13 protein-coding genes are annotated in these 19,428 nt (G+C 71.1%); 2 read left to right on the top strand and 11 right to left on the bottom strand.

Going from position 1 to position 19,428, the window contains the following annotated elements; genetic code table 11:
• Positions 1–269: 269 nt before the first annotated feature.
• From ACZ4UX_RS34290 to eccD, 9 genes are all read right to left on the bottom strand, one after another.
• Complete coding sequence (locus tag ACZ4UX_RS34290; protein WP_465709492.1) at positions 270–1,955, bottom strand: ribonuclease J; 1,686 nt, start codon at positions 1,953–1,955, stop codon at positions 270–272.
• A 170-nt stretch (positions 1,956–2,125) separates the two neighbouring features.
• Positions 2,126–3,025, bottom strand: coding sequence for a 4-hydroxy-tetrahydrodipicolinate synthase (gene dapA, locus ACZ4UX_RS34285; RefSeq protein ID WP_352297641.1), 900 nt, complete (start codon positions 3,023–3,025; stop codon positions 2,126–2,128).
• A gap of 215 nt (positions 3,026–3,240) precedes the next feature.
• Positions 3,241–3,972, bottom strand: a complete 732-nt coding sequence (gene thyX / locus ACZ4UX_RS34280) for an FAD-dependent thymidylate synthase (protein WP_329487692.1) — start codon at positions 3,970–3,972, stop codon at positions 3,241–3,243.
• Entirely contained in the window at positions 3,969–4,430 is a 462-nt protein-coding gene (locus ACZ4UX_RS34275) for a tetratricopeptide repeat protein (RefSeq protein WP_329487693.1), read from the bottom strand. Before ACZ4UX_RS34275 ends, thyX begins: the two co-directional genes overlap by 4 nt.
• A gap of 7 nt (positions 4,431–4,437) precedes the next feature.
• The gene (dapB, locus tag ACZ4UX_RS34270; RefSeq protein ID WP_465709491.1) at positions 4,438–5,193 is read right to left on the bottom strand and encodes a 4-hydroxy-tetrahydrodipicolinate reductase; all 756 of its coding nucleotides are present in this window, start codon (positions 5,191–5,193) and stop codon (positions 4,438–4,440) included.
• 14 nt (positions 5,194–5,207) lie between these two features.
• Positions 5,208–6,584, bottom strand: a complete 1,377-nt coding sequence (locus ACZ4UX_RS34265) for a M16 family metallopeptidase (protein WP_396491716.1) — start codon at positions 6,582–6,584, stop codon at positions 5,208–5,210.
• Positions 6,585–6,667: 83 nt separating this feature from the next.
• Positions 6,668–8,875, bottom strand: coding sequence for a polyribonucleotide nucleotidyltransferase (locus tag ACZ4UX_RS34260; RefSeq protein WP_329487696.1), 2,208 nt, complete (start codon positions 8,873–8,875; stop codon positions 6,668–6,670).
• 464 nt (positions 8,876–9,339) lie between these two features.
• Entirely contained in the window at positions 9,340–9,630 is a 291-nt protein-coding gene (rpsO, locus tag ACZ4UX_RS34255) for a 30S ribosomal protein S15 (protein WP_031072625.1), read from the bottom strand.
• 163 nt (positions 9,631–9,793) lie between these two features.
• Positions 9,794–11,251 carry a type VII secretion integral membrane protein EccD gene (gene eccD, locus ACZ4UX_RS34250; RefSeq protein ID WP_465709490.1) on the bottom strand — a complete coding sequence of 486 codons (1,458 nt, stop codon included), beginning with the start codon at positions 11,249–11,251 and terminating at the stop codon, positions 9,794–9,796.
• A gap of 513 nt (positions 11,252–11,764) precedes the next feature.
• Between eccD and eccCa the strand changes: the two genes are divergently transcribed.
• Entirely contained in the window at positions 11,765–15,712 is a 3,948-nt protein-coding gene (gene eccCa / locus ACZ4UX_RS34245) for a type VII secretion protein EccCa (RefSeq protein ID WP_352297652.1), read from the top strand.
• A gap of 481 nt (positions 15,713–16,193) precedes the next feature.
• Positions 16,194–17,603, top strand: coding sequence for an APC family permease (locus ACZ4UX_RS34240; protein WP_465709489.1), 1,410 nt, complete (start codon positions 16,194–16,196; stop codon positions 17,601–17,603).
• Positions 17,604–17,776: 173 nt separating this feature from the next.
• Here the strand turns inward: ACZ4UX_RS34240 and mycP are convergent, their stop codons facing one another.
• Positions 17,777–19,003, bottom strand: coding sequence for a type VII secretion-associated serine protease mycosin (mycP, locus tag ACZ4UX_RS34235; protein WP_465709488.1), 1,227 nt, complete (start codon positions 19,001–19,003; stop codon positions 17,777–17,779).
• Positions 19,004–19,115: 112 nt separating this feature from the next.
• The gene (locus tag ACZ4UX_RS34230; RefSeq protein WP_329487701.1) at positions 19,116–19,406 is read right to left on the bottom strand and encodes a WXG100 family type VII secretion target; all 291 of its coding nucleotides are present in this window, start codon (positions 19,404–19,406) and stop codon (positions 19,116–19,118) included.
• Between the last annotated feature and the right edge of the window lie 22 nt (positions 19,407–19,428).

Below are 19,428 nucleotides of genomic sequence, written 5' to 3'. Positions count from 1 at the left end.
CTTCGGACCGCCTTCCAGCGGGCCCTCCGGGCGCTTCGTTCTTTCGTGTTCCCAGCTTATCAGATGTTTTCCGCTCCGTTTTCCGGAGTTTCATTTACCTGATCGGCTTTCGCCTTTCGGCGCTCCCGAACTCTAGCAGAGTTTCTCGGGCCGTTTTCCGCCTGTTGTTCTCGAATTTCGTTCGAGAACTTCCGGCAGGCCGTCCCGTGGGGCAACCCGGAGAACATTACGCACCGGGTCGCCCCACGTCAAACTGGCCGTGGGGCGGATCAGACCTCGACGACGACCGGCAGGATCATCGGCCGGCGGCGGTAGTTGTCCGCCACCCACTTGCCCATGGTCCGGCGCACGAGCTGCTGGACCTGGCGGATCTCCAGGACGCCGTCGCCCGCCGAGCGGTCCAGTGCCTCCTGGAGCTTGGCCGCCACCGGGGCGAACGCCTTGTCGTCGATGCCGGAACCGCGGGCCTGGATGGTCGGACCGCCCACGATCTTCCCGTTGGTGGAGTCGACCACCACGAAGACCGAGATGAAGCCCTCCTCGCCGAGGATCCGGCGGTCCTTCAGGGACGCCTCGGTGATGTCGCCGACGGACGAACCGTCGACGTAGACGTAGCCGGCCTGCACCTTGCCCACGATGCGGGCGACGCCCTTCTCCAGGTCGACGCAGACGCCGTCCTCCGCGATGACCGTGCGGTGCTTCGGGATGCCCGTCGCGATGCCCAGGTCGGCGGCGGCGCGCAGGTGGCGCCATTCGCCGTGCACCGGCATCAGGTTGCGCGGCTTGCAGATGTTGAAGAAGTACAGCAGCTCGCCGGCCGAGGCGTGGCCCGAGACGTGCACCTTGGCGTTGCCCTTGTGCACGACCTTGGCGCCCCAGCGGGTCAGGCCGTTGATCACCCGGTACACGGCGTTCTCGTTGCCGGGGATCAGCGACGAGGCCAGGATGACGGTGTCGCCCTCGACGATGCGGATCTGGTGGTCGCGGTTGGCCATCCGGGACAGCGCCGCCATCGGCTCGCCCTGCGAACCGGTGCAGATCAGCACGACCTCCCTGTCCGGGAGGTCGTCCAGCTGCTTGACGTCGACGACCAGGTTGCCGGGGACCTTCAGGTAGCCGAGGTCGCGGGCGATGCCCATGTTGCGGACCATCGAGCGGCCGACGAAGGCGACCTTGCGCTTGTACTCGTGCGCGGCGTCCAGCACCTGCTGGATGCGGTGCACGTGGCTGGCGAAGGAGGCGACGATGATGCGCTTGTCGGCGTTGGCGAAGACGTTCCGCAGCGCGGCCGAGATGTCCCGCTCGTGCGGGATGAAGCCGGGGACCTCGGCGTTGGTGGAGTCCACCAGCAGCAGGTCCATGCCCTCCTCGGCCAGCTTGGCGAAGGCCGGGAGGTCGGTGAGGCGGCCGTCGAGCGGCAGCTGGTCCATCTTGAAGTCACCGGTGGCGACCACCATGCCGGCGGGCGTGCGCACGGCGACGGCCAGCGCGTCCGGGATGGAGTGGTTGACCGCGATGAACTGGCAGTCGAAGGGGCCGATCCGCTCGCGGTCGCCCTCCTTCACCTCCAGCACGTACGGGTGGATGCGGTGCTCGGCGAGCTTGGCCTCGATCAGCGCCAGGGTGAGCTTCGACCCGATCAGCGGGATGTCCGGGTTCTCCCGGAGCAGGAACGGGACGGCACCGATGTGGTCCTCGTGCCCGTGGGTCAGCACGATGCCGTCGATCTTGTCGAGCCGGTCCCGGATGTAGCTGAAGTCCGGGAGGATCAGGTCGACGCCGGGCTGCTCGTCCTCGGGGAAGAGGACGCCGCAGTCGACGATGAGAATGCGGTCCCCGAATTCGAGGACCGTCATGTTGCGGCCGATCTCGCCGAGGCCGCCGAGCGGAGTGATGCGCAGGGCGCCCTCCTTGAGGGCCGGGGGCGCGCCGAGTTCGGGATGCGGGTGGCTCAAAAGACTCTCCTCACGACGCACGCCATATGCCTGGGGTCCTCCCCGAGAGACATATGGCGTGCGTACTCAGTGTCGGTTTCCTACTGGGTAAGTACTCTCACGCCTTCGTTCCGGTCCAGCGGCGGCCCTCCTGGGAGGACCGGCGAGCCGGGGCGCGCACGTCTTGTCTGTTACAGGTGTACCCCGCCGGCGGCGAGATCCTTCTTCAATTGCGCGATCTCCTCGGAAGTCGCGCCGACCAGCGGCAGCCGGAGCGGGCCGGCGGGCCGGCCCTGCAGCTCCAGGGCCGCCTTGGTGAGGATGACACCCTGCGTGCGGAACATACCGCTGAAGACCGGCAGCAGGCTCTGGTGGATCGCCGTGGCCTTGGCCACATCGCCGCCCAGGTAGGCGTCGACCATGCTGCGCAGCTCCGCGGCGACCACGTGCCCGACCACGCTGACCACACCGACGGCGCCGACCGAGAGCAGCGGCAGGTTGAGGATGTCGTCGCCGGAGTACCACGCCAGGTCGGAGCGGGCGATGGCCCAGGCGGCGGCGCCGAGGTCGCCCTTGGCGTCCTTGTTGGCGACGATCCGCGGGTGCTCGCCGAGCCGGACCAGCGTCTCGTGGCTCAGCGCCACACCGCTGCGGCCGGGAATGTCGTAGAGCATGACCGGCAGGCCGGTGGCGTCCGCGATGTGCGTGGTGTGCCGGTACAGGCCCTCCTGCGGGGGCTTGCTGTAGTACGGCGTGACGACCAGCAGGCCGTGGGCCCCGGCCGCCTCGGCCTGGCGGGCGAGGTCGGCGCTGTGGTGCGTGTCGTTGGTGCCGACACCGGCCACCACGTGGGCGCGGTCCCCCACCGCTTCCACGACGGCGCGGACCAGCCGGGCCTTCTCCGCGTCGCTGGTGGTCGGGGACTCACCGGTGGTGCCGTTGAGGACGAGGCCGTCGTTGCCTGCGTCGACGAGGTGTGCGGCGAGGCGCTGGGCGCCGTCGAGGTCGAGCCCGCCGTCAGCGGTGAACGGGGTCACCATCGCGGTCAGGACCCGGCCGAACGGCGTCTGGGGGGTGGAGGTCGGAGCCATGCGTCCAAAACTACTCGTAGGCGGTGGGGCGGTACCCAGGCCGGTCCAGGGTTCGGACAGGTGTGGCGCGCGGAGCGGCACAAAGATGGGATTCCGGTGCTGCATGCTCGGGGGTTCACGCAGCACCGGAATCCGTGTCACGAGCGTAGGGAGCGGCTAGAAAAGCCGCAATCCAGACATGCCAGGCAAGCCGCCCATATGCCTGTCACCCCAGGTCAGGGGGCGACCCGGCCGTGCTTCTCGAAGGCCGCATGGGTGAGCGGCATGAGCCGGGCCCACTGCTCCTCCATCTGCTCGGCGACCATCTCGATCTCGCGCTGCGGGAACGACGGCACCGCGGCGTTCTCCTTCTTGGTCCGCAGCGACAGGAAGTGCATCAGCGAGCGGGCGTTGCAGGTCGCGTACATCGAGGAGAACAGGCCGACCGGCAGCACGGCCCGGGCCACCTCGCGGGCGACACCGGCCGCCAGCATCTCCTGGTACGCCCGGTAGGCGCCCTGGTAGGCGGCCTCCATCTGCTCGGCGACCACGTCGAACTGCTTCGGCGTGCCCTCGACGAACTCGTAGCGCCCCGGGCGGCCCTGCTGGACGAGCTTGCGCTCCTCACCGGGCACGTAGAACACCGGCTGCAGCTCGCGGTAGCGGCCGGACTCCTCGTTGTACGACCAGCCGCTGCGGTGGCGGTGGAACTCCCGGAAGACGAAGATCGGCGCACTGATGAAGAAGGTCATCGAGTTGTGCTCGAACGGCGTACCGTGCCGATCCCGCATCAGGTAGTTGATCAGACCGGTGGACTTCTCCGGGTCCTGCTGCAACGCCTCCAGGGACTGCTCCCCGGCCGTCGAGACCCGGGCCGCCCAGATGACGTCCGAGTCGGCGGCGGAGCTGCGGACCAGCTCCACGGTGACATCGCTGCGGAACCTGGGGGCGGTGGGTTCGTCGGTCACGCGGTACTCCTTGCGGGTTCGTTGGTGCGGTGCAGCCGGATCGCGTGCTGCATGGTCTTACGGGCGCGCGGGGTGTCGCCGGCGTCGGCGTACGCCACCGCGAGGCGGAAGAAGACCCGCCAGTCGCCGGGCGAGGCCTCCGCCTCGGCCTTGCGGCGGGCGAACACCGCGTCGGCCGAGTCCCGGTCGATCCGGCCGCCGGCGGTGCGCTTCAGCTCGTCCACCGGCAGGCCGCCCTCGGCCTCCAGCTCGCGGGCGAGCCGCTCGCTGGCCCGGCCGAAGCGGACGGTCTGGCGCAGGAACCAGACCCCGATCGGCGGGACGACGAAGGCGCACAGGCCCAGGCCGATGCCGAGCGGCTTGCCGGTGGCGATCAGCTGGACGCCCTCGCCGACGCAGACCAGGGCCACCAGCAGCAGCACGCCGGAGAGGACGAAGAAACCGGTACGGGAGGTCACCGGTCGCTCACAGGTCCAGGAAGTTCTCAAGACCCACGGTGAGACCGTGGTTCTCGACGACCTTGCGCACCCCGAGCAGGATGCCAGGCATGAAGCTGCTGTGGTGCAGCGAGTCGTGCCGGATGGTGAGGGTCTCGCCGGTGTCGCCGAACATCACCTGCTGGTGCGCCAGCAGGCCGCGCAGCCGGACGGCGTGCACCGGGATCCCGTCCACGTCCGCGCCGCGGGCACCGGGCAGGCTGTGCGTGGTCGGGTCCTGCTGCGGCGGGCGGCCGGCCTCGGCGCGGGCCGCGGCGATCAGCCGCGCGGTCCGGGTGGCCGTACCGCTCGGCGCGTCGGCCTTGCGGTCGTGGTGCAGCTCGACGACCTCGACCGACTCGAAGTACCTGGCGGCGGTCTGGGCGAACTTCATGCCCAGCACCGCGCCCAGCGAGAAGTTCGGCGCGACCAGTACACCGAGCGGCCGCGGCTCGCCGCCCGGCATCAGCCAGCCCTCCAGCTCACCCAGCCGCGCGTCGTCCCAGCCGGTGGTCCCGGTGACGACGTGGATGCCGTGGTGGACGCAGTAGTCGAGGTTGGCCATCACCGAGTCGGGGTGGGTCAGCTCGACGGCGACCTGGGCCCCGGCCCGGGTCAGCTCGTCGAGGTCCGATCCCCGGCCCAGGGCGGCGACCAGCTCCAGGTCGGGGGCGGCCTCGACGGCCTTGACCGCCTCGGAGCCGATCCGGCCCTTGGCGCCGATCACGGCGACACGCAGCGTCATGGTGAGAAGTCCCTTCAGACCAGCAGGTCGGCGAGCCGGGCGGCCCGCTTGTCGTTGATCGGACCGATCAGCGCCAGCGAGGGCCGGTGCGCGCCCAGCACATCACGGGCCACCGCGTGGACGTCGTCCAGGGTCACGGCCGCGATCCTCGCCAGCATGTCGTCCACCGAGAGGTGGTGGCCGTAGCTCAGCTCGGCCTTGCCGATCCGGTTCATCAGGGAGCCGGTGTCCTCCATGCCGAGCACGGTGGAGCCGGAGATCTGGCCGATCGCCCGGCGCAGCTCCTCCTCGGTGATGCCGTCGGCGACCACCTTGGCGAGCTCCTCGCGGCAGATCCGCAGCACCTCCTCGACGCGCTTGGGCTGGCAGCCGGCGTAGATGCCGAACAGGCCGCTGTCCGCGTAGGAGGACGAGTACGAGTACACCGAGTACGCCAGGCCGCGCTTCTCCCGGACCTCCTGGAACAGCCGCGAGCTCATCCCGCCGCCGAGCGCCGCGTTCAGCACGCCCATCGCCCAGCGGCGCTCGTCGTGGCGCGGCACCCCGGGCACGCCGAGCACCAGGTGGGCCTGCTCGGTGGAGCGGTTGAGCACCTCGACCTTGCCGGCGGTGCGCACCGCCTTGACGCCGCGGCGGGCCTCGGCGGGCTCGGCCCCGGAACGCGCCAGCAGCGCCGCGAAGGCCTTCTCGACCTGGCGGACCACCTTGCGGTGGTCGAGGTTGCCGGCCGCGGCGACGACCAGGTGCTCGGGCTTGTAGCGGCGGTGGAAGAACCCGGCGATCTGGTCGCGGGTGAGCCCGTTGACCGTCTCCTGGGTGCCGAGGATCGGGCGGCCGAGCGGGCCGCTGCCGAAGATCACCTTGGCGAAGAGGTCGTGCACCACGTCACCCGGGTCGTCCTCCGCCATCGCCATCTCCTCCAGGATGACGCCGCGCTCGGCCTCGACGTCCTCCGGGCGGATCAGCGAGCCGGTGAGCATGTCGCACACCACGTCGATGGCGAGCGGCAGGTCGGTGTCGAGCACCCTGGCGTAGTAGCAGGTGTTCTCCTTGGCGGTGAAGGCGTTCATCTCACCGCCGACCGCGTCCAGGGCGGCCGAGATGTCCAGCGCGCTGCGCCGCTCGGTGCCCTTGAAGAGCAGGTGCTCCAGGTAGTGCGTGGCTCCGTTGAGCTGGGGGGTCTCGTCCCGCGAACCGACTCCGACCCAGATGCCGAAGGTCGCGGAGCGCACCGTCGGCAGGGTCTCGGTGACGACCCGCAGGCCGCCGGGGAGGACGGTGCGGCGCACCGTGCCGGCGCCGTCCACGCCCTTGAGCAGGGTCCGGGTGGTGCCGGGGCGCTGCTTCGCCGCCGAGGCCTGGGCCACGGGGTGTACCTCCGTAGAAAGCATGTGCAACAACAGGGTGCGGCCCGCACGCCGACGGGGCGTGCGGGCCGCGGCCGCTTCTATCGAACCGGGGGGCTAGCGGCGCTTCACTCGGAAGCGGCCTCGCCACCCTCTTCGCCCTCGACGACCGGGATCAGCGAGAGCTTGCCGCGCGGGTCGATCTCGGCGATCTCGACCTGGACCTTGGCGCCGACGGCGAGCACGTCCTCGACGTTCTCCACGCGCTTGCCACCGGCCAGCTTGCGGATCTGCGAGATGTGCAGCAGGCCGTCCTTGCCCGGCATGAGCGAAACGAACGCGCCGAACGTCGTGGTCTTCACCACGGTGCCCAGGTAGCGCTCCCCGACCTCCGGCATGGTCGGGTTGGCGATCTGGTTGATCGTCGTACGGGCAGCCTCCGCCGAGGGACCGTCGACCGCACCGATGTAGATGGTGCCGTCGTCCTCGATGGTGATGTCCGCGCCGGTGTCCTCCTGGATCTGGTTGATCATCTTGCCCTTCGGGCCGATGACCTCACCGATCTTGTCCACCGGGATCTTGATGGTGATGATGCGCGGCGCGTTCGGCGACATCTCGTCGGGCGCGTCGATGGCCTCGTTCATCACGTCGAGGATGTGCAGGCGGGCGTCCTTGGCCTGCTTCAGCGCGGCGGCCAGCACGGAGGCCGGGATGCCGTTCAGCTTGGTGTCCAGCTGCAGCGCGGTGATGAAGTTGCGGGTACCGGCGACCTTGAAGTCCATGTCGCCGTACGCGTCCTCGGCGCCCAGGATGTCGGTCAGCGCGACGTAGTGCGTCTCGCCGTCGATCTCCTGCGAGATGAGGCCCATGGCGATACCGGCGACGGCGGCCTTCAGCGGCACACCGGCGTTCAGCAGCGACATGGTGGAGGCGCAGACCGAGCCCATCGAGGTGGAGCCGTTGGAGCTCAGCGCCTCGGAGACCTGGCGGATCGCGTAGGGGAACTCCTCGCGGGTCGGCAGCACGGGCAGGATCGCCCGCTCCGCCAGCGCGCCGTGGCCGATCTCGCGGCGCTTGGGCGAGCCCACGCGGCCGGTCTCGCCGACCGAGTACGGCGGGAAGTTGTAGTTGTGCATGTAGCGGCGACGCGTCTCCGGGGAGAGCGTGTCCAGCTGCTGCTCCATGCGCAGCATGTTCAGCGTGGTGACACCCAGGATCTGGGTCTCGCCGCGCTCGAACAGGGCCGAGCCGTGGACGCGCGGGATGGCCTCGACCTCGGCGGCCAGGGTGCGGATGTCGGTGACACCGCGGCCGTCGATGCGGACCTTGTCCTTGATGACGCGCTCGCGCACGACCTTCTTGGTCAGCGCGTTGTACGCGGCGCTGATCTCCTTCTCGCGACCCTCGAACTCCGGCAGGAGCTTCTCGGCGGCGATCGCCTTGACGCGGTCCAGCTCGTTGTTGCGCTCCTGCTTGCCCGGGATGGTGAGCGCCTGGGCCAGCTCGTCCTTGACCGCGGCGGTCAGGGCGGCGAGCACGTCGTCCTGGTAGTCCAGGAAGACCGGGAACTCGCCGGTGGGCTTGGCGGCCTGGGCGGCCAGCTGGGACTGCGCGGCGCAGAGCACCTTGATGAACGGCTTCGCGGCGTCCAGACCGGCGGCGACGACGTCCTCGGTCGGCGCCTCGGCGCCGCCCTCGACCAGCTTGATGGTCTTGTCGGTGGCCTCGGCCTCGACCATCATGATCGCGACGTCACCGTCGGGCAGGACGCGGCCGGCGACGACCATGTCGAAGACGGCCGACTCCAGCTCGGAGTGGGTCGGGAAGGCCACCCACTGGCCCTTGATCAGCGCGACGCGGACGCCGCCGATCGGGCCGGAGAACGGCAGGCCCGCCAGCTGGGTGGACGCGGAGGCGGCGTTGATGGCCACCACGTCGTACAGGTGGTCGGGGTTGAGCGCCATCACGGTGACGACGACCTGGATCTCGTTGCGCAGGCCCTTGACGAAGGACGGGCGCAGCGGGCGGTCGATCAGGCGGCAGGTGAGGATCGCGTCCTCGGAGGGCCGGCCCTCGCGACGGAAGAACGAGCCGGGGATGCGCCCGGCGGCGTACATCCGCTCCTCGACGTCCACGGTCAGCGGGAAGAAGTCGAAGTGCTCCTTCGGCTGCTTGGAGGCGCTGGTGGCCGACAGCACCATGGTGTCGTCGTCCAGGTAGGCCACGGCGGAGCCGGCGGCCTGACGGGCCAGGCGGCCCGTCTCGAAGCGGATGGTACGGGTGCCGAAGGAACCGTTGTCGATCACGGCTTCGGCGTAGAACACGTTCTCTTCCACCTGGAAGATCTCCTCTTTCGTACGTCTCCGGGAGAGCGCCCCCGCGCATCGCTGCCGGTGGCCCGGGGCCCTCGTGCGCTCTTGCGCAGAGGAAGGCAGTCGGGCCGGTCTTCGATCGAAGCCTCCGGTGGGCCCCGCTCGGTCTGCGGGGCTTCCGGCGGCCACTACCGAGGACCGGCGCCTCTCGGCTGCCGGGCCGGGGCGGGCGGTCCGCGTCTGGACGCTCTCTCGGATGCGGGCGGCTTCCGTTTGAAGCCTTCGTCCCGCGGGGGGGTCGGGGTCTTTCGCCCGGGTGGCGCGGTGTCGCGCCATCACCCGGCATGCCCACAACCCTACGGTGCAATCCTCGGCCACCAGGGGAGGTGCGCGCGAGTTGTTATGCGGTGCCGGGTCGCGGGTCGGCGACCGCGGCATACGCGCGAGGGGCGGCTCCCCGGTGTGGGGAGCCGCCCCGAGCGGCGGTCTTAGCGGGCGCCACCGGCGGCACCGCGGCGGATGCCCAGGCGGTCGACGAGCGTACGGAAGCGCTCGATGTCCTTCTTGGCCAGGTACTGCAGCAGGCGGCGGCGCTGGCCGACCAGGATCAGCAGGCCACGACGCGAGTGGTGGTCGTGCTTGTGGGTCTTGAGGTGCTCGGTCAGGTCCGAGATGCGGCGCGAGAGCATGGCGACCTGGACCTCGGGGGAGCCGGTGTCGCCCTCCTTCTGGCCGAACTCGGCGAAGATCTGCTTCTTGACGTCAGAGGCGAGAGCCACTGCAACTCCTTTGAGGTGGTACCGAGCGGGCCTGGTCTACGGCACAGGACTCTGCGAGAACTCGGTGTCGTGACAGAGTGCGGCCGGCGGTCGGCGACCCGCGAGGGGCGGACGCCCTGCTGCACTCGAAGGGCAAGCGTACCAGTGTGCCCGGTGCGACCGGTCAGCCGGTGGCACCGCGGACCAGGCCGTAGACCTCCAGCACGCCCAGCGCCAGCGGGACGAGGGCGATCAGGGTGAGGCTGTCGACCAGGTCCAGGATGCGCCCCCAGAACGGCGAGACGCCGAGCCGGGGCACCACCAGGGCGATCGCGGTGAGCACCGCGGCGCCGAAGGCGATCGAGGTGGCCAGCCAGATGGTGCGCAGGTCCACGTCGGTGGAGCTGGCGGCCTTCAGGATGAACAGCGGGGTGTGCAGCGAGAGGCCGACGATCAGCAGCGACAGGCCGAACAGACCGGCGATGGTGAGGCTGAAGACCTGCGCGGTGTAGCGGAACAGCCGGGCGCGCAGCATGGTGGCGATGCCGAGGGAGAGGGCGAGCAGCTCCGGGAAGAGCTCGTCGGTGAAGCCGAGGACGGCGCAGGTGCCGACGATCACCGCGGCGCAGCCGCCGACCAGGCCGACCAGCACCTCGTGGCCGCGACGGGCCTGGTGGGCGATGCGCTCGTACTGGACGGCCTCGGCGCGGCCGGCCTCCTCGTCGTAGTCCCGGCTGCGGGTCCGGGTCTGGCCGGGGGCGCTGAAGCCGACGGGCAGCCGGGCGAACCGGGCGGAGAGGCCGGGCAGGAAGCCGATCACGGCGACGGCGGCGACGCCGGTGACCGCGGCGATGTGGTTGGCCGGGGTCGACGGCAGCAGGACGGCCGCGAAGGTGGCCAGCGCGCCGGCGGCGGACACGAAGGCGGCGGCCACGAACAGCGAGTCCTTCTCCGGCAGCAGGCCGACCAGCAGGACGGCCACCACCAGGACGGCGACGCAGCCGGTGAGGAACTGGAGCCGGCCCGGGCCGTCCCACGGGTGGGCGACCGCGATGAGGCCGCTGCCGCCGATCAGGGCGTGCGGCAGCGCGCCGAGGCCGAGCGCGAGCGCGGCCCAGGCGTCCTGGTACACCCGGGCGCGGACGCCGGCCAGGGCGGTGAGCACGACGGCGATGACGCCGGACAGGACGCCGGGCAGGCCGTGCATGTCGTGGCGCAGGTCGGAGAACCAGAGCGCGAAGCCGAGCAGGGTGAGCAGCACGCCGGCGCCGATCAGGCCGAAGGCCCGCATCAACTCGGGGCTCCAGAACCGGCGGTCGGCCTCGACGGCGGTGGCGATGGCGTCGGCGACGTCGTCGTAGACGGCCGGCGGCAGCGACTCGGCGAACGGGCGCAGGCTGAGCAGGTCGCCGTCGCGGACCTGCTGCGCGGCGAGCGGCAGACCGCTGTCGAGCACGGTGCCGTCGCGGCGGACCAGGTGGAAGCCGGTCGGGGCGCCGTCGGGCTGGGTCTGCCCGGAGAGCCGCAGCACCTCGGGGTAGACGTCGGCGAGCGGGACGTCCTCGGGCAGGGCGACGTCGATCCGGCTGTCCGGGGCGACGACGGTGACGCGGCAGAAGCCGGTCGTGGCGGAGGTGCTCATGCCCCCACCTCGCGGACGCTCGACGCGTGCCGGGAACGGCGCGCTTCCCTGACGAGTGGCTCGTTCCGCTCGCTCACTGCGCACCCCTCGATCGCTCGACGCACTGGGCGCTCCCCCTTGTTGACGGTGCCGCTGTACCGGCGGCGGTTCCTGCTGGCTGCTGGCGCGGGCCGGTCGGGGCTGGAACTGACTCGATCCGGCCATGAGTTGGCGCGGCGTTACCCTACCCGTTCCGGTCCCGCCCACCGGCGCGCAGGGGCCGGTGGAACGGCGGCCGGCGGGGCCCCGGGCACCACGGGGCCGCCCTGGCTGATCCGCCGGAACGCGCCCCAGTAGGATCGGCCCCTGCGCAAGGCGACGGGGGCAGGGGCCGCGCTCCTCCCCGGGTGCCTGCGGTCGGCGGAGCGGGGGCGGCGTCACACGGGGCGCCCTCACCCGTACGTATCCAGTTTGCGTGAGGGCTGATGCCGAAGTGAACGATCAGACCGTTCGAAACCGCGGGGTGGGGTGCGCATGAGCGTGATCACGGTCAAGCGCCCCGCGCGGGCCTATCCCCCGGCGGTGCCGGACGAACCGGTGGAGTTGGTCACCCCGCCCGAGCTGCCCCGGTCGGGCGGCGAGGACTGGATGATGAGCCTGCTGCCGATGCTCGGCATGGGCGGGTCGGCGGTGTTCTTCTTCTCGCCCGGCGCACAGGCCCCGATGAAGATCATGGGCGGCCTGATGGTCGTCTCGACCGTCGGCATGGCGCTGGCGCAGATCGTGCGGGCGCGCAAGGGCGGTTCCACCGCCACCGCCGACGAGCGGCGCGACTACCTGAAGTACCTGCAGCAGATGCGCCGCCAGGTCCGCCGCACGGCGGAGCGCCAGCGCGGCGCGCAGCTGTTCCTGAACCCGGAGCCGGACCAGCTCTGGTCGATCGTCGCGGACGGCCGCCGGCTCTGGGAACGCCGCACGGGGGACGCCGACTTCGCCCAGATCCGGGTCGGCCGGGGGCCGGTCCAGCTGTCGACCCCGCTGGTGGCGCCGCAGACCGCGCCGATGGAGGAGCTGGAGCCGCTCGCCGCGGCCGCCATGCACACCTTCCTGAAGGCCCACGGCACGCTGCAGGACCTGCCGTTGGCGGTCTCGCTGCGCGCCTTCTACCACATCACGGTGTGCGGCGACCCGGACACCGTGTACGGCAATGTCCGGGCGATGATCGCCCAGTTGACGACGCTGCACTCGCCGGACGACCTGCTGGTGACGGTGGCCGCGGCGCCGGGCGCGGTGGAGGAGTGGGAGTGGACCAAGTGGCTCCCGCACAACCAGCACCGCAAGGACAGCGACGGGGCGGGTTCGCGCCGGCTGATCGCCACCGGCCTCGGTGAGCTGGAGTACCTGCTCCAGGACGAACTGGCGGGGCGCCAGCGCTTCGTGCGCGACGCGGCGCCGTCCTCGGACCAGCCGCACATCATCGTCGTGATGGACGGCGCGTCCGTCCCGCACGACTCGCTGCTGGCCGGCGCCGAGGGCGTGCACGGGGTGACCATCGTCGAGGTGGTCCCGGGCGACCTGGACGAGCCGACCGGCCACCTGATCGTGACGGTGACCCCGGACGAGCTGGTGCTGCGTTCTGCCTCCGGCGCGACGTACTCCGGCACCCCGGACACGCTCTCCACCTGGCAGTCCGAGGCCCTGGCCCGGCAGCTGGCGCCGTACCGGATCTCGGCCGGCGGCGACGACGAACCGCTGCTGTCCAACCTGGACTTCACCGAGCTGATGAACTCGGGCGACCCGGGCTCGTTCGACGTGACGCGCAGCTGGCGGACGCGGGCGCAGCACGAGAAGCTGCGGGTGCCGATCGGCGTCGGGGCCGGCGGCGAGCACGTCTACCTGGACATCAAGGAGGCGGCGCTCGAAGGCATGGGCCCGCACGGCCTCTGCGTCGGCGCGACCGGCTCCGGCAAGTCGGAGCTGCTGCGCACCCTGGTGCTGGGCCTGGCGATGACGCACTCCTCGGAGACGCTGAACTTCGTCCTCGCGGACTTCAAGGGCGGCGCGACCTTCGCCGGGATGGCGGACATGCCGCACACCTCGGCGGTGATCACCAACCTGGAGGGCGAGCTCACCCTGGTCGACCGCATGCGCGACGCGATCGAGGGCGAGATGAACCGCCGGCAGGAGCTGCTGCGCTCGGCCGGCAACTACGCCAACCTCAACGAGTACGAGCGGGCGCGCGCGGCGGGTGCGGCGCTGGACCCGCTGCCCTCGCTGGTGCTGATCATCGACGAGTTCTCCGAGCTGCTCACCGCGAAGCCGGACTTCATCGACATGTTCATCCAGATCGGCCGGATCGGCCGTTCGCTGGGCGTGCACCTGCTGCTGGCCTCGCAGCGCCTGGAGGAGGGCAAGCTGCGCGGTCTGGACACCTACCTGTCGTACCGGATCGGTCTGCGCACCTTCTCGGCTGCCGAGTCGCGGGCGGCCATCGGCGTGCCGGACGCGTACCACCTGCCGCCGGTGCCGGGTGTCGGCTACCTGAAGTTCGGCACCGACGTGATGGACCGGTTCAAGGCCGCGTACGTCTCGGGGCCCTACCGGGCGCCGGGGCAACAGCGGTCGACCGGCGGGCGGCTGGTGACGGCGCAGCCGGTGCTGTTCACCGCGGCCGAGGTGCCGGTGCTGGAGCCGCCGGTGCAGGAGGTGGAGCCGGAGGTCGTGGAGCAGGACGACGCGCTGGTCGACACCGTGCTGGACGTCTTCGTGCAGCGGATGGCGGGGCAGGGCCCGGCCGCGCACCAGGTGTGGCTGCCGCCGCTGGACGAGGCGCCGAGCGTCGACCAGTTGCTGCCGCCGCTGCAGGCGACCGCGGAGCGCGGTCTCACCTCGCCGGGCTTCGGCGCGCTGGGCCGGCTCAACGTGCCGGTCGGCATCGTGGACCGGCCGCGCGAGCAGCGCCGCGACGTGCTGCACCAGGACTACTCGGGTGCGGCCGGTCACGGTCTGATCGTGGGCGGCCCGCGGTCCGGCAAGTCGACGCTGGTGCGCACCACGGTGGCCGGGTTCGCGCTCACCCACACGCCGCTGGAGGCGCAGTTCTACCTGCTGGACTTCGGTGGCGGCGGCTTCCAGTCGCTGCAGGGCCTGCCGCACGTCGGCGGGGTGGCCGGTCGTCTGGACGCCGAGAAGGTGCGCCGGATGATCAGCGAGGTGCACGGGGTGCTGAACCGGCGCGAGGAGCTGTTCCGGGCGACCGGGATCGACTCGATCGCGACCTACCGGGCCCGGCGGGCCAGCGGTCAGCTGCCGGACGAGCAGTTCGGCGACGTCTTCCTGATGATCGACGGCTGGAACACCTTCAAGCAGGAGTTCGAGATGCTGGAGCCGGTGATCGGGGACATCGCCCAGCGCGGTCTCGGGTACGGCGTCCACCTGATCATCACGGCGGCCCGCTACGCGGAGGTCCGCCCGGCGCTGAAGGACCTGCTGCAGAACCGGACCGAGCTCAAGCTCGGTGACGCGATGGAGTCCGAGGTGGACCGCCGGGTGGCGCAGAACATCCCGGCCCTGCCGGGGCGCGGCGTCACCTCCGGCAAGCTGCACTTCCTCTCCGGCCTGCCGCGACTGGACGGCTCGTCCTCGGTGGACGACCTCCAGGACGGGGTGACCGCGCTGGTCGCCGCCGTGGACGCGGCCTGGACGGGCCCGCGCGCACCGCAGGTCCGGATGCTGCCGGCGGTGCTGGACGGCCACTCGCTGCCGAAGGGCTTCGAGTACCCGGAGCGCGGGGTCGCCTTCGGTGTGGACGAGGTCGAGCTGGCGCCGGCGTTCGTCAACTTCGAGACGGACCCGCTGTTCATCGTCTTCGGCGACACCGAGTCCGGTAAGTCGGCGACGCTGCGGATGCTGATCAAGCAGATCACCGAGCGGTACACCCCGGACCAGGCCGGCATCGTGGTCGGCGACTACCGGCGCGCGCTGCTCGGCGCGGTGCCGCAGGAGTACCTGGTCGAGTACGCGGCCGCGCAGCCGGCCATGACCAGCATCGTGGAGATGCTGCGCGGGGCCTGCTCGCGCCGGCTCCCCGGTCCGGACGTGACCGCCGACCAGCTGCGCAACCGCAGCTGGTACAGCGGCAAGGACATGTTCGTGATCGTGGACGACTACGAGCTGGTGGCGACCGGTTCGGGGAACCCGCTGGCGCCGCTGGCCGAGTTCCTGCCGTTCGCCCGGGACATCGGCCTGCGCATGATCATCGCGCGGAGCGCGGGCGGCGCCGGCCGTTCGCTCTACGAGCCGGTGATGCAGCGGATGCGGGAGCTGGGCGGCCAGGGCGTGATCCTCTCCGGCAACAAGGACGAGGGCGCGCTGCTGGGCACGGTCAAGCCGCAGCCGCTGCCGCCGGGCCGGGGCGTGTTCGTCTCGCGCCGGATCACCAGCGGGCAGATGGTGCAGACGGGCTGGTTGCCGTCGGCGTAGCGGGAGCGGCCGCCCCCGGTGGCGGTGACGGAAAGTGAGGGAAGGGGTCGGGTTCCGAGGAGCCCGGCCCCTTCCGCGTCCACGTGCTGAAACGTTATGGAGATCTTTCCGGCCCTGGGCTGCGGTTCCCGCACCCCCGGCGGGCGGTGACCGGCGCCGGGAAGCCGCCTGGGCGACCTTCTCCGAGCCGGTCGTCAGCCTTGGAATGAGCGCGCGCAATGCTCCGTTCACCTTGGATTCAAGCGCGATGTGGCAGAGGTAACAAGTCGGACATGCGTGACAATCACCGTCGGTGATCATCGGATCGCATGTTTATGCCCACCTTCGCAACGGATTCCGAAGCATTTCCGGCATTGACGCAGTCATTACGGCCAAGGTTCCATGACGGCCCGGGAGCGAAGGACCAGAACCCCACAGCAGCAAGCCAGCGGAGGCGATACCGCTCCCTCTCCAGGACCGCACAGAGCCGATCGGAAGCCACATGACCGACACGCTTCGCCCGCCACACGCCGTAGCCCCCGCTACGGCGGCCGAGGGCGCCGCCTCCCCCCAGACGCTCAAGCGCTCGATCGGCGTCGTGGGCGGGACCCTGCTCACGCTGTCCTGCGTCACCCCGGCCTCCACGCTCTTCGTGATCGTCCCGGAGCTGTTCTCCAGCATCGGCAGCGCCACCGCGCTGGCCATCGCGATCGGCTCGGTGCTCTGCATCGCGGTCGCCTTCTGCTACTCCGAACTCGGCACCCTGATCCCCAGCGCCGGCGGCGAGTACGCGATGGTCGGCACCCTGGCCGGGCGACTGGCCGGCTGGCTGGTCTTCGTGCTCTCGCTGATCGTGGTGCTGATCGTCCCCTCGGTGATCGCCCTCGGCACCGCCGACTACCTCGCCCCGGTGCTGCACGTCGACAAGCCGATCGCCGGCGCCGCGGTGATGCTCGCCGCCACCCTGGCCGGTCTGCTGGACCTGCGCGCCAACGCCTGGATCACCGGCGTCTTCCTGGTCCTGGAGGTCGTCGCCGCCGGTGTGGTGTCGGTGCTCGGCTTCGCCCACGCCAACGGCGACGCGCCCAGCCTGCTGCACGGGGTGGTCGCCGGCGAAGGCGGCGCCACCACCACGGTGAGCATCGGCGCCATCGTCGGCGCGCTCGGCATCGCCCTCTTCATCACCCAGGGCTTCTCCACCGCGGTCTACCTCTCCGAGGAGCTGGAGGACCCGCGCCGCAACGTCTCGCGCACCGTGCTGTGGACCCTCGGCATCTCCGCCGCGGTCATCCTGATCCCGGTCACCGCGATCACCATGGGCGCCCCCGACCTGGCCACCCTGACCTCCGGCGACATCTCCGGCATGGTCACCGCGTGGAGCAACTCCGCCGTCGGCACCTTCATCAGCCTCTGTGTGGCGCTGGCGATCATCAACGCCGGCATCGTCATGGTCATCCAGAACTCCCGGGTGCTGTTCGCCTCGGCCCGTGACAAGGCCTGGCCCGAGCCGGTCAACAAGGCCTTCTCCACCCTGGGCCGGTTCGGCTCGCCGTGGGTGGCCACGCTGGCCGTCGGCCTGCCGGGCGCCGCGCTCTGCTTCGTCAAGGGCGAGCTGCTCAGCGAGATCACCGGCGTCGCCGTCACCGGGATGTACCTGCTGGTCGCGATCGCCGCGCTGCTGTCGCGCCGCGATCAGCACAAGCACGCCACCGCCTGGCGGATGCCGCTCTGGCCGGCCGTCCCGGTGATCCTGATCGTCGTGCTGGTCTACATCATCACCCAGCTGGACACCGTGCCCCTGCTGTGGACCGGCGGCATCACCGCCGCCGCCACCCTCTACTGGCTCTTCTACCTGCGCCCCCGGCAGGAGACCCGCTGGGTGATCAGCCTGCCCGAGGACCAGCAGGCCTGACCCCGGCGGGGGCCGCCCCCGACCCCCACCCCTCCCCCACACGGCGGTGCCCGGACCACTCCCCCTCTGGTCCGGGCACCGCCGTTGCGCACGCGCCGGCCACCCCGGGGTCGGCCGGTCGGACGTGGGCCGACCGGTCGGCGCAGCCTCGCGGCCGGGGAGAAGGCTCCGGATCAGTCCGTGGGGCGCCGGCGGTGGTCGCGGAGCACCACGCCGCCGCCGATGAGCAGCGCGACGAGCAGGGCGCCGACGCCCAGGACGTAGGTCGCGGTGCGGCCGTCGCGGTCGGCCTGGGTCTCGCCGAGGCCGAGCGGCTGCGGCACGATCGGGGCGGCGGCCAGCTGGACGGGCTCGTCCGGCGTCGCCTTGTACGGCGGGTCCTCGGGTGCCTTGGTGACGGCCTTCACCGGGTCCACCACGCCCCAGCCGATGTACGCGTTCGCCTCGTGCCCGGTGCGCTGCGCGGTCTGCTCGATCCGGGCGCGCACCTGCGCCGGCTTCCACTTGGGGTGGGCGCCGAGCAGCAGCGCGGCCAGGCCGGCGACGTAGGGCGCGGCGAAGCTGGTGCCGTTGTCCACGCACTGGCCGCCCCGGGGGACGGTGGAGAGCATGTCGACGCCGGGCGCGACGACGTCCACGAAGTCGCCGTACTGGGAGAACGGGGCGCGCTCGTTGTTGCGGTCGGAGGCTCCGACGGCGAGCACGGTCGGGAACGCGGCGGGGTAGGTGTCGCCCTCCTTGCCGTCGTTGCCGGAGGAGGCGACCACCACGATGTCCTTGGCCTCGGCGGCCTCGACGGCGGCCTTCAGCTCCGCGTAGCCGCCGAAGTCGGCGTTGCCGGCGCCGCGCACGTCCTGCGAGATGTTGATGACCTTGACGCCCCGCTGGATCGCGATGTAGATCGCCTCGACCAGGGTGTAGACGTCACCGTTGCCCTCGGCGTCGTTCTGCCGGATCGACAGGATGCCGGCGTCCGGGGCGATGCCGACGAAGCCGGTCTGGTCGTAGTGGCCGGCCGCGATGATGCCCGCGACCTTGGTGCCGTGGCCGACGAGGTCGTCCTTGCCGGTGCCCTCGACCTTCTTCTTGTCCTTGTCCTTCAACAGCGAGCCGCCGTCGACCACCCGGTTGGCCAGCTGGGGGTTCTGGTCGTTGACCCCGGTGTCGATGACCGCGACGGTCACCCCCGCACCGGTGACGGTACCGCCCTGCCAGAGCTCGTCGAGCACCATGCGCTGCAACGACCACGGCACGGCCTGCACGTTCTGGGCGTCCTTGGCGCAGTCACCGGCGGCGGCGATGCCGGGCCCGTCCGCGTGGGCCGGGGCGGCCAGCGGACCGCCGAGCACCGCGAGCGCGGCCACCGTCGCGGCCGCCTTCCGGTACCTGACTACGGACACCCTGCCACCCCTCTTGTCGTCCACCCGTGTTGCGCGCCAGGGGCGGGTGCCCGGACCGGGCACCCGCCCCTTCGGCGGAATCGATCGCCCCCACGACCGGGGGCGGGATCCGTCAGCCCCAGAGCTTGGCGTTGTTGTTCTCGGTGCTGTTGTAGCTCTCGGCCGCCTTGTCCAGCGAGCCGGCGATCTGGGACAGCACCTGCTGCAGGTGGCTGGCGCGGGAGTCCCACTTCGCCTGGTGGGCCTGGTAGCCCTGCTGAGCGGCACCCTCCCAGCTGGAGGCGATCTTGGTCACGCCCGCCTTCAGCTCCTCAAGCTGGGAGTTGATGCGGTTGGCGGTGGCGCGAACCTCGCTGCCGGCGTTCCGGACAGTTTCGAAGTTGACGAGAATGTGGTCGGACACGATGTCTCCTTGTCGAGGAACC

Source organism: Kitasatospora sp. NPDC028961 (assembly GCF_055564815.1).
The sequence above is the reverse complement of the archived record's forward strand: the minus strand, read 5'-3'. Positions and strand labels throughout refer to the sequence as shown.